The following is an 11,748-nucleotide window of genomic DNA, read 5'->3' as shown; positions in this document are numbered from 1 at the left end:
GGGTCTCACGCCCGTCTCCCGCCGGCCGCCGCCTCCGGCCCGGTCGTGTGCTAGTCTTTCGATGGCAGTTCGGGCACTGCGGCAGGGGCGATCTATGCACACCATCGCGGACACAGAATCCTTAAATCCGGTAGAACGCGCGGTCGTCGAGCTGGCGGCGGCCAACCGGGGCGCGTTCGAGGTCAGTTCGCGCTCGGACACCAAAGGCCCCGCCATCCGGGGGGGCAAGAAGAAGCTCTTCAAGCCGGACGACCTCGCCTACGCGAGGCGGTGCTGCGACGCGATCCCGCGGCTTATCGAGCTGCAGCTCGTGCGCCACGCGTCCGGCAAGAACGGCTACGAACTCACCAACTTCGGCTGGCAGCTCAGCCGTAAACTCAGCCAACAGTCCCGGGCGGCGAGCCTGGCAGGGAGCTCTATGTCGATCGACGTCACGCAGCCCATCACGTCCGCCAACACGCCTCAGCAAGAGGAGCGGCCGAATGCAACGCTGAACCTGGCGCCGGGCGAGTCGCTGCTTGACCAGCTCGAGGAACGCGTCGCGGAGGAGACCGCCGACGCCCAGCCGACGCCAGGCAACCAATCGCTGAGCATCCGCCCCGGTGAGCTGGCGCGGGAGATCCTCGGCGAGTCTGGCGGCGACCAGCCGCCGCAGGGGGGGGCGACGCTGAACCTGTCCTCCGAGGCGCCCTCAAGCGACAACGCGTCGCTCAGCTTCCGCCCCGGAGAGTCTGCCCGCGACCTGCTGCGCGAGTCGGACGCGGAACTGCCGCCGCGGGACGGCGCGACGCTCAACCTGTCCAGCGAAGACGACGTGTTCGACCAACTGCAGCAGAAGGTCGACGCCGCCACGGCCGAGGCCGACGCCAGCCCCAACATGACCGTGGCGCCGCCGCCCAAACCGGCCGCCCCAGCGGTGGGCGCCGACTCCGCGCCCACCTGGCGGACATCCAAGAGCAAAGACGCCGACCTGCTGTCGTCGCTGGGCCTGAACGAGGGCTTCCGCCCCGAAGAGCCGCGCACCCTGGAAGAAACCGGCCTCAGCATCGCCTTCATCGACGACCTGGTGCTGAAGGTGGTGCAGAACGCCGGCTCGATCTCGGGACGCGAGATCGCCGAGCACGTCTGCCTGCCGCTGGCCGTGCTGGAGGACCGGTTCGCCGAGATGCGCAAGCGGCGGACCATCACGCCGACCGCCTCGGCCATGCTGGGCGACCACGTTTACCAGCTCACCGACGAGGGCCGGCAGCGGGCCGCTGCCGCGATGCGCGAGTGCGCCTACGCCGGCGTCGCGCCCGTGCCGCTGGACGACTACGTCGACTCCGTGCAGGCGCAGACCATCCGCACCGAGAAGCCCAAGCGCCCGCAGCTGGAGAAGGCGTTCTCCGACATCAACGTCGAGCCGGAGATGCTGGCCCAGCTCGGCCCGGCCATCAGCGCCGGCAAGGGCATGTTCATCTACGGCCCGCCCGGCAACGGCAAGACCACCGTCGCGCAGCGGATCACCAAGTGCTTCGGCCAGAACATCCTGGTGCCGCACGCCATCGTCGAAGACGGCCAGATCATCAAGTTCTTCGACCCCTCCTGCCACGAGCCGGTGCAGTCCAAGGCCGGCAGCCTGCTCAAGGCGAGCGAGCACGACCGCCGCTGGGTCCGCATCCGCCGGCCGACGGTGGTGGTCGGCGGCGAGCTGACGATGGACAGCCTGGAGCTGAAGCACGACCACCTGAGCCACGTCAGCGAGGCCTCGCTGCAGCTCAAGAGCAACTGCGGCAGCCTGCTGATCGACGACTTCGGCCGCCAGCGCGTCAACCCGACCGAGCTGCTCAACCGCTGGATCATCCCGCTCGAGAACCGGATCGACTACCTCGGCCTGGCCAACGGCAAGAAGATCGAGGTGCCGTTCGAGCAGCTGATCATCTTCTCGACCAACCTCGACCCGACCGACCTGGCCGACGACGCGTTCCTCCGCCGGATCCCGTTCAAGATCGAGGTCGGCGCGCCCAGCCGCGACGAGTTCATCAAGCTGTTCGGCATCTTCGCCAAGAAGCTCAAGGTGGACTGCCCGCAGGAGTCGCTCGACTACCTGCTCGCCACGCACTACGACTCCTGCGACCGCCCGTTCCGCCGCTGCCAGGCGCGCGACCTGCTGGACCAGGTGGCGCACTACTGCGAGTACAACGAGCTGGAGCCCACGGCGGTTCCGGAGATCCTGGACCACGCGGTGAACAACTACTTCACCGTGATGGCCGACGAGTAGCGCGCCCGGCGCTGCGGCCGCAGAGTCGACCGCCCGTTTCGCTCGCCGCCCCCCCGCTCCGCGGGGGATCCTCTTGGTCACGGCGGCCACGTTGATTGGCCGCTACGCCTTGGGCGACGACAATCCCCCGGCAGAGCCGGGGGCTACGAGTCGAACCGCGAGCAAGCGGGTGCTCCGACGCTATGCCGAGTCCAATGACCGAAGGAGCGCTGGAGATTGCCTCGGTGTTTCACGCCGGTGCAGGTTACATCTGGGCTCAAATTCGCTGAGGTTGGGCACACCTCGGCAAGTTTCGTGGCTAGGCGTAACCAGCGCAGGACGATGTGGCTGAGGCAGGTTTGCAAGCTTTAGATGTGTCATTGAATCGGCCCGGCTCTAGGGGCTATTCGACCGTGTAGTTAATAGGGTTGTGTCCGTCCCACGCCATAGAGTTGCGAAACGCGTCTTCGAGTTTAGAGTACCATCCTGCGTCCACTCCCATGCTCAGGTGCTCACCCGCGATAGATAGCAATCCCCATGGGCATGACGGCCCAAATCCTTCTTCGCAGTAGGCAATGCAAGTGTTTGATGGAAGATGGTCAGCCACAATCCAACAGGGGTGCTTTGTTCTCTTTTCGCCATAATCCCAGTCTCTATACTCGCATCTCGGTTCTACTAGTAATGGTTTCAGTGAATTCAAGACGGCAGCATCTGAAATAGTGCCAAATTCCGATTCGAGCCTACTGCCAACTGAATTACTGTCCATGGGAAGTCCGAATACCAGAAGTCGTGTAAGTGACATCCGTTAGATCAATTAGACATACGAATGTTTGTTTGCGGCAGGGATGTATTCTAGCTCAGGCATTCAATCGGCGAACAATCCAAAAAGGCACAAGCGTGACACGCCGACGCGTACTTGGAGGCACACGGTAAACTACTGAGGTTGCCACAACCTCGGTCAGATTCAGGATCACCGAAAGTGCGCAGGAATCATCGTCCTGTGCAGATCCTCGCCGAAAGCGACTGCTAAGCGATCAGCTTGCACCCCGGCTCACGGCGTGCACGCCGAGGCAGGGCGTTGGTCAGTTCCTCGCCCCGATTCTCGTAGAAACCGGCCACCTTACGTGGTCCAATGAGGGGTGGCCTTTGGCGTTCTTTCTCGGCGGGGCGTGCTCACATCGGGCAGCGTCTGGGGTCGCTGCTGCGCGGTTGATTATTCTGTCCAGGGGCCGCAGGGTTTTGTCCGATTGGTCCGCTGCGCCGGCCGCGATCGGACAAAACCCCGTCGGCCTGCGCTGCTGCGACTCACGCAACCGGTTAATTTAAGAGCACTTAGGCCAATCGAGGGGAGGATTACGCCCTGAGTTTTGTCCACTCCGCTCGTGTTTTTGGACAAAACGAATCGGACGAAACGCCGGGCCGTAGCGGACGAGGGTCCGACAGGGACTGCTGACCCTTGCCCGAAGAACCGGGCGCCTGTGCACCGCGGGTCGTGGGCCACGCAATGGATGATAGAAGGAGCGCAGCGGTCCCTCGGCCGTGCGCTGGCCAACGCCGCAGCTAGACGGCGGTCTCGCACACGGTGGGCACGTCCTCGCACGGGTCGACGGCCGGGGGGCGGGACTCGGGGCGGGCCAGCGGCACGGCGAGGTCCTCGACGCGGCCGACTGGCGCCTGCCGGCGGTAGGCGCCGGCGTCCACGGCGGAGGTGTACAGCTCGGTCACCGCGTTGCAGGTGATGTAGCCAACCGGCAGGGCGTCTTCTACTACAACGAGGGTTTCGGTCTGGTGTTCGGAGAAGGCATTGAGCACGTCGCTCAGCGCGGCGCCAGCGGGGCAGGTCCAGAACTGATCGGTCACGAGGTCGGCGTCGTCCACGGCGGTCCGCGTCAGGGCCGACCGCTGGAGGAGCGGCAGGTTCACGACGCCCGTCACGGCGCCGTCGGCCCCGACAACCGGCACGCAGTCGGGCAGGGTCTGCTTCTGGTCGGCCGCGCGGCGCAGTTCGTCCAGGCGGGTCGGCAGGCGGTCCTGACCGATCGCCAGCGGCAGCGGCGCCATCACGTGCCGCGCCGCGACGCTCTGCAGCAGGGCGCCGTTCTCGACGCGGTCCCGCCAGGCGTCCAGCTCGGCCTCGACGGTCGCGACCTCCAGCACCCGCCCACCGCCGTAGCACGAGGCGTACTCCAACGCCGACTCCGCCCGCTGCAGCAGCTCGTCGGGCGGCAGGTCGGCGTCGCAGCGGGCGACCACCGCCGACAGCGAAGGCCGGGATCGCGTCTCGCGGGCGATGGTCTCGCTGGAAGAGAAGGCGCTGACCACCCGCTGCACCGCGGCCTGCGCGTCCTCGAGGCTGCCCCCACGGAACAGCACGCCAAACACGCCGGGCGCCGCCGTGGCTACTTCCGCCTCGGCGCCGAGCTGCTGGTGGACGCGGCGGCCCAGCGTGTTGAGCAGCCGGTGGGCCGCGTGCTGGCCGTGCTCGTGCACAATCACGTCAAAGAAGTCGACCGCCAGCAGCGCCAGGACAGCGTCCGACGAGTCGCCGCGGCCCAGCGCGGCGGTCAGTCCGCGGCGGGTGAGCATCCCGCCTCCGGGCTCAGCCACGGCCGCCTGCTGGAATCGCCGCTCGAACTCCAGCCGGCGGGCCGCGGTGCGGACCCGGGAGAGCAGCTCGCCCGAGTTGACCGGGTAGGCGATGACGTCGTCGACCAGGCCGAGCAACGCGTCATCTACCTGGGCGTGCTGGTCGGCGATCGCGATGCGGCACGAGTAGCCCGCGCCGCGGGGGCCGAGCGTGGCGAGGTCGTCGGCATCGGTCTCCCGCAGGTCGAGCAGCGTGACGCCGGGACGGGTGGACTGCTGCCAAGCCGCCTCTTCGCTCCAATCGGTCGAAGCGGTCGCGCGGTACCCGAAAACCGAGAGGGTCCAGGCCGTCTCCTTTAGGAATGCGGGGTCGGTGGAAACGATCGTGACGTCGATAGCGTTTGGTTCGGAAGCCACTGCTGCCTCGCAGATGAGAATGTGCGTGTACGGTCGCCAACGAAAACCTAGCATTCTTTTTCCCTTCGGCCCGACCGCTCCGCCGACCGCCGCCGTGTGAGCTAGGGTTTCGATGGGAAGTAGGGCAAACAGTAGGCACAGCCGGTCGCGACGCGTTGTCGTCGTGCGCTGGGGCGCTGCTTCCGACGCGATTCACAGGAACGGCGCCGATCAGCCCCGAGGCAGACACCCCGTGCTACCGAAGCTGAATTCCGATAGCGAGAACCGCCCCCGGTTCGAGTACTACCCGCCGGGCAGCTCGAAGCTCCGCACCGTGATGGTCGAGCAGACGCCGTTCATCATTGGGCGGGGCGAGAACTCGGGGCTGGAGATCAACTCCACCAGCGTGTCGCGCGAGCACGCGCAGCTCGAGCGGACCGCGGGCGGCTACCTGCTCCGCGACCTCGGCAGCACCAACGGCACCTGGATCAACGGCGCACGCATCACCGAACAAACCCTGCACGACGGCGACGCCGTGCGGATAGCGGACATCTGCCTGACGTTTGTCTGCTCGTCGCTGGGTCGGCTGCAGAGCATGGTCACCCAGCCGCTGGCCGCCGGGCCGGCGCCGGCAGACACCGCCTCGACCCCCGCGCGGGTCGCCGCGGCCCGCACGCTAAGCGAGTCGCTGCTGCGGGTGTCGCTGCCGCTGCGGCGGGAAGAGGTTCACGAGCTGCCGTTCCGCGACCTCGTCGCGGTGAAGGTCGGCGTTGACCAGCCGCACGCCGGGCTGCTGGAGTCGGTCGACTCGCCGGACCCTGGTTCGGTTGCGGCCCGCTTCCAGGACGTCGCGTGGCTGCTGGCCGCGCAGCAGTCCGCCGGCCGGGCGCCCGGCGCCTGCACGCTGCTCAAGCTGGAGCGGCGCGGGCGGCTGAACGGCCAGTGCGTGGCCGCCTTCCAGCAGGCGCAGCTGTCGCTGCCCGGACCCGGCGCGCTGGGCGTCAGCGTGCCGTGGGAGTGGGTCAACGACTCGCCCCAGGCGCTGCGGACGTGCGAGTCGCTCCGGTCGGTGGGGGCGAGGCTGTCGCTCGAGAACTTTTCTGGCGGCGCGCGGTGCGTCGAGTCGCTGGCCCCGGCCACGCCCGACTTCCTGACGCTCGCCCCCGAGGTGGTGCGGGACATCGCCACCAACCAGCGGCGGGCGCAGCGGCTAGAGATCGTGCAGGCCGCCTGCGAGGAGGCGGGCGTGCGGCTGGTGCTGCCGGGCGAGGCGTCCGCCGAGGACAGCCAGGCGGCTCAGGAGCTGGGCGTCACGTGCGGCGTGGCGGGATCGCTGGAGGCGCGTGAGTCGGCCTTCGCCAGCGAGCAGGCGTTGCTCTGATCGTGGCGGGCGGTAACTTATCGAGGGGAGCATCTGCATGGCGACACAGTGCGCGCCGAACATCGAGGTGCCGGAGGGCTACGCGCTGGCGGACCGGCTGGGCGCCGGCGGCTACGGCGAGGTCTGGAAGGCCACCGCCCCAGGCGGCGTCGAGAAGGCGATCAAGGTCGTGTTCGGCCACTGCGACGAGGAGCTGGCCGAACGCGAGTGCAAGGCGCTCGACCGGATCCGCAGCGTGCGGCACCCGTTCCTGCTGTCGATCGAACGCTACGAGGTGGTCAATCACCGGCTGGTGATCGTGACCGAGCTCGCCGACCGCAGCCTGGACGCGCGCTTCAAGGAGTGCCGCGCCGCCGGCGAGCAGGGCGTGCCGCGTGACGAGCTGATCAACTACCTGGCCGACGCGGCCGAGGCGCTGGACTGCCTGTCCGAACGCTACTCGCTGCAGCACCTGGACATCAAGCCGGAGAACCTGCTGCTGGTTGGCGATCACGTGAAGGTGGCCGACTTCGGCTTGGTGAAGGACATCGCGTCGCAGACGCTCAACTCGCTGATTGGCGGCATGACGCCGCTCTACTCGCCACCCGAACTCTACGACGACGAGCCCTCCCCCTTCAGCGACCAGTACAGCCTGGCGATTGTGTACCAGCACATGCTGACCGGCGAGGCGCCCTTCTCCGGCCGCACGCCCGCCCAGCTCGCCAAGCAGCACATGCAAGCGGCACCCATCCTGACGCCGCTCGACGAGCACGACCGCCAGGTGGTTGGCAGGGCGCTGTCCAAAGACCCGGCGCACAGGTTCGTCAGCTGCCGGCAGTTCATCGCCGCGCTGCGGGGTGAGGTTCCGGCGGGGGCGGCGCCGCCCGCCGCGCCGGCCCCTGTCCAACCGACGCCGGGTTCCTCGTCCACCGAAGAGACGAAGTCCGCCGCGTCGCTCAACACGGCGCCGATCGGCGACCGCAAGCCGCTGCCCGCCGCGCCGCCGCCAGCCGCCCTGCCGGCCGCGGCCAAGAGCAGCGCCCGACCCAGGACCAGTTTCCCGGCGGTCTCGCCCGACGTGATCGACCAAGCGCCGCCGCAAGGCGTCGGCCCGGCCGAGGCCATCTCGACGCCCACGCTGGTCGTTGGCCTGGGAGGAGTCGGGGGAGCGCTGCTGGCCGCGTTCGCCGAGCGTGCGGCGCCGCCGGGCGTCGCCTGCCTGGCGATTGACACCGACATGGACGCCCTCAAAGCGACCTGCCGCGCCGCGTCGGAAGAGGCCCTCGGCCGCGATGACCTGCTGCACACCCCGCTCCGCAGGCCGCGCGACTACCGCGACGACTCGCAAGACCTGCTGAAGTGGCTCAGCCGCCGCTGGCTGTACAACATCCCGCGATCGCTCACCACGCGCGGCTTCCGACCGCTGGGCAGGCTGGCGATGGTCGACCACGCCGAGCAGGTGCTCGAGGCGTTGTATGTTCGCCTGCAGCGGCTAGCGCAAGGAGCCGACGTCGATCCGGTGGAAGTCCAAGTGGTGCTGCTGGCCGGCGCGAGCGGCGCCACCGGCTCCGGCACGGCGATCGACATCGCACAGGCCGTGCGCTCGGTCGCCGCCGAGCTGGGCGTCGGCGTGCGGGTGCGTGGCGTGTTCGCCAGCACTTTCCGGCCCGAGTCGCAGGACTCGCTCGCGGCGTCCAACATGTACGCCTTGCTGGAAGAACTGCACCACGCGCAGCGGAGCGGCAACCGCGGCGAAGCGACGCCCAACGGCCCGGCCTCGTTCTACGAGCGAGACACTCCGCCCTTCGACGAGCTGCGGCTGGTCGACCTCCCCACCCGCAACGACGCCGCTGCCCGCCAGCGGGCGATCGCCAGCGTCGCGTCGCTGGTCCGTCTGGAGTCGACGCACAACGCCGTGCCGAATACGGCCTCTTCCCAATCCGGCAAGGGCGTTGCGTTCGCGCACCACCGCTGCCTGGACCTGGACGGAGTCCGCGAGGCGCTCGTGCTGCAGCACAACCTGCAGCGGGTCCGCGAGTTCTCCCGCTACTGCCTTAAGGCCGACAGCGGCCTGACCGACCCGGCCGCCGAGCCGTTCGGCCGGTACGCGAACTCACGGTTGGCGGGGCGGCTGCTGCAGTTGATCGAACCGCCGCCCGAGGGACTCGACGCGGCCAAGATGTCCGAGGCGGCGCGACTGCGGGCCGAGCGGCTGGAGTTGGCCGCCGCCTCCACTCGCGTGCTCGAGGCCTGCCTCCGCGACAACGGCGCCGACGAGGCCTCCGGGCAGCTCACCGGCGAGTTCGCGCCCGCCTACGGCGAGCTGCTGGAAGAGCTGGCCGAGGGCGTCGCCCGACATGAGGACGCCGAGCACTTCTGCGGCGAGTTCCTCCGCTCGCGACTCCCCGAGCGGCTCGCGGAGCGATCGGGAGGCGGCGCCGGCGAGCGCGTGCTGTCGGTCGTCCGGGAGTTCTTGGCGATGAAGCCGCCGCTCAACTGCGGGCACCACCGCGTCGCGTTGCTCGTGGGCGACTCCCCGTCTACGGACGCGTTGGCCCAGGCGGCGCCGCTCGCAGGCCCGCTGCCCGCGCCGGGCGCCGGCGACCAGTTGCTGCTGCTGGGCTCGGGGATCACTCCGCTGCAGCTCGGCGCACGGCTGGCCGAGAGCTTTGCCGACATCGAGGACGCCGCCAGCCGCCTGCACGCCCGCGACGACATCGAGTGGCCCGGCCTCCGCTAGGTCACTCCTCGGTCGAGATCGTGATCGTATCTCCCCGCGTCAGCGCGGGGTGGGGCAGGACGAAACCGTCCAGCTCGCGGCCGCCGCTCTCGACACGGACCACCCGGCGGCCTCCGCCCGCCTTGCGGATCGTGGCGGCGCTGTCGCCTAGCTGGATCTCTACCTTGTCGAACAGCGGCGCCGACACGACAAACTCGGGGTCGGCCGGCGAGAACGGGTAGAAGCCCATCGCGGCGAACACGTACCAGGCAGACATCTCACCGGCGTCGTCCATGCCGGCGTACGCCAGGCCCTCCGGGCCCATGCCGTAGAATTTCTGCATGATGTGGTCCAGCACCCGCTGAGACTTCTCCGGCTTGCCGATCAGTGTGTATAGGTACGGGTAGTTGTGGTCCGGCTGGTTGCCGTGGCAGTACTGGCCGAGGAAGACCGACATGTTGTACGCCTCGCGGCCGGTGAACGGCGTCGAGAACAGCTTGTCCAGCTTCTCCTCGAACGCCGCGGGCCCGCCGTACAGCGCAACCAGCCCGGGCACGTCGTGCGGGGCGAAGAACGTGGACTGCCAGGCGTTCGCCTCGCGGTACATGTACTCGTAGAACACCCGCTCCGGGTCGAACTCCTTGATCCATTCGCCGCTGGCCAGCCGTCCCCGCATGAAACCGGTCGACTCGTCAAACACGTTCTTGTAGGCGCCGGTCCGCTGCATCAGCAACCGCTGGTTGTCGGCGTCGCCGAGCGCCTCGGCGAGCCGCGCCACGGCGTAGTCGTCGTAGGCGTACTCCAGCGTCTTGGTGACTCCGGCGTTGGCGACGGTCTCCAGCACCGGGTCGGCCACGTCCTGCTCCGGCACGTAGCCTTTGTCGATGTAGGCCAGCACGTGCGGTCGCGTGCGGTTCTCCAGCGTGGCGTTCCGCAGCAGCAGCTCGTACGCCCGCTGCGCGTCGAACCCGCGGAGCCCGCGGAGGTACGCGCCGGCGATGAACGGCGCCGCGTGGTCGCCATGGAAGAAGGTCGGCATGAAGCCGGAGGGCTCGGCGCGGTAGATCATCGACCGGATCACGTCGCTCGTTACGCCGGGCGAGAGCATCTCCAGCAGCACCAGCTTGTTGCGGTAGTCGTCCCACAGAGAGGGCATCGTGTAGTAATCGAAGTCCAGGTTCTCGCGCTCCCCGCCGTGCCCGGCGAAGTCCTGGTTGACGTCGCTCCGCAGGGCGGGCCAGAGGAACGAGCGGTACAGGCACGAGTAGAACAGCCTCCGCTGCCGCTCCGTGCCGCCCTCCACACGGACCTTGCCGAGCAGCTTCTCCCACTCGGCGGAAGCCTCATCGCGGACCGCTTGGAACGACTTGTCGGCCACCTCGTGCTCGAGGTTCTGCCGGGCGTTCTCGACGCTAACGAACGAGAAGCCGATCCTAAGCTCCAGCGGGCCCGTGGCGTCCTGGAAGTGCACGACCGGCAGACGGCGGCGGCGTTCCTGCAGCGTTTCGATACGGTCGATCGGGTGGTTCGCCACGGCGTAGAAGTAGACGCTGTCGCCGGTCCGTTGGAAGCCGCTAAAGGCGTTGGGCCCATCCTGCTCGAGGTCCCACTCCCGCACGCGCTCGTTCGAACGCGACAGGTTGGCCAGCAGCCGCTTGCCCGCGTCCTCTTTGAAGGTGTAACGGTGCACCGCGCATCGCCGCGTGGAGGTGAGCTCGGCGTCAACGCCGTACCGCTCCAGGTACACCTGGTAGTAGCCCGGGTGCGCCGACTCGTTGTCGTGGCTGAACGGCGAGGCGTAGTCACGCGCGGTGTAGCCGGTGGTCGCCGGCAGCAGCGGCACGTGACACAGGTTCCAGTGCCCCTTGCTGGTGTGGGCGAATCCGTAGATGGTCCCATCCTCGTACTGGTACCCCGACCCGCTGCGGAACTGCGTGACCGGGGTCAGCTGGACCATCGCGTTGGGGACCGACGAGCCGGGGAACACCTCGCCGCCCCACACCCGGTGGGTCGGCTCGTAGCCGATGTCCTCCTTGTCCCACAGCGTAGTCGTGCCCAGCAGCGGGTTCACATAATCGACCAGCCGTTCCGGCGATGCGGCCAGGCACGGCCCAGCAAATAGCACAATAAGAACGGGAAGAGGCTTCATCAATACTCCTGGGGCGGGGCAGGGGAAGGCGGGAACAGCCGAATCGGCGTTTGGCGTCGCGGGCGCGGTCCGAACGAGTCGACCGGCGCACTTCTCACCAGGAAGGCGGGGAGTTTTGACCGGTTTGTTTTGTCCGAAAACACGCGCGAAGCGGACAAAACTCGGGACCTACTTCTCCTAGCCTTGCCGCAAGTGCTTTTTTCGAAACCGGTTAGGACGATCTCACCCGGAAGGGGCTGCTGGGTTTTGTCCCTTTTTGGGGAGCGGATCGGTCAGAACCGCCTCCTCGGGTCGGCCCG

5 protein-coding genes are annotated in these 11,748 nt (G+C 68.1%); 3 read left to right on the top strand and 2 right to left on the bottom strand.

Annotated features, from left to right (window positions below; translation table 11 throughout):
- Nucleotides 1–94 precede the first annotated feature (94 nt).
- Nucleotides 95–2,260 (top strand): hypothetical protein, encoded by a 2,166-nt coding sequence (locus KOR34_RS27120; RefSeq protein WP_228714568.1) that lies wholly within the window; start codon nucleotides 95–97, stop codon nucleotides 2,258–2,260.
- A 1,539-nt stretch (nucleotides 2,261–3,799) separates the two neighbouring features.
- On the opposite strand, the gene KOR34_RS10155 is transcribed toward KOR34_RS27120, so the two are convergent.
- Entirely contained in the window at nucleotides 3,800–5,242 is a 1,443-nt protein-coding gene (locus KOR34_RS10155; protein ID WP_146564474.1) for a diguanylate cyclase, read from the bottom strand.
- Nucleotides 5,243–5,474: 232 nt separating this feature from the next.
- Here KOR34_RS10155 and KOR34_RS10150 point away from each other — a divergent pair, with 232 nt between their 5' ends.
- Both KOR34_RS10150 and KOR34_RS10145 read left to right on the top strand, forming a co-directional pair.
- Complete coding sequence (locus tag KOR34_RS10150; RefSeq protein WP_197531302.1) at nucleotides 5,475–6,602, top strand: FHA domain-containing protein; 1,128 nt, start codon at nucleotides 5,475–5,477, stop codon at nucleotides 6,600–6,602.
- A gap of 37 nt (nucleotides 6,603–6,639) precedes the next feature.
- The gene (locus tag KOR34_RS10145; RefSeq protein ID WP_146564472.1) at nucleotides 6,640–9,321 is read left to right on the top strand and encodes a protein kinase domain-containing protein; all 2,682 of its coding nucleotides are present in this window, start codon (nucleotides 6,640–6,642) and stop codon (nucleotides 9,319–9,321) included.
- A gap of 1 nt (nucleotide 9,322) precedes the next feature.
- On the opposite strand, the gene KOR34_RS10140 is transcribed toward KOR34_RS10145, so the two are convergent.
- Nucleotides 9,323–11,449, bottom strand: coding sequence for a GH92 family glycosyl hydrolase (locus KOR34_RS10140; protein WP_146564471.1), 2,127 nt, complete (start codon nucleotides 11,447–11,449; stop codon nucleotides 9,323–9,325).
- Nucleotides 11,450–11,748 lie beyond the last annotated feature (299 nt).

Source organism: Posidoniimonas corsicana (assembly GCF_007859765.1).
Classification (GTDB): Bacteria; Planctomycetota; Planctomycetia; order Pirellulales; family Lacipirellulaceae; genus Posidoniimonas; species Posidoniimonas corsicana.
This window is presented reverse-complemented; position numbering and strand designations above follow the sequence as displayed.

What these genes read in the sequence shown, in the direction of transcription:
- KOR34_RS27120 (WP_228714568.1), top strand. Translation starts at nt 95, where the DNA reads ATGCACACCATCGCGGACACAGAATCCTTAAATCCGGTAGAACGCGCG.
- KOR34_RS10145 (WP_146564472.1), top strand. Translation starts at nt 6,640, where the DNA reads ATGGCGACACAGTGCGCGCCGAACATCGAGGTGCCGGAGGGCTACGCG.
- KOR34_RS10140 (WP_146564471.1), bottom strand. Translation starts at nt 11,449, where the DNA reads ATGAAGCCTCTTCCCGTTCTTATTGTGCTATTTGCTGGGCCGTGCCTG.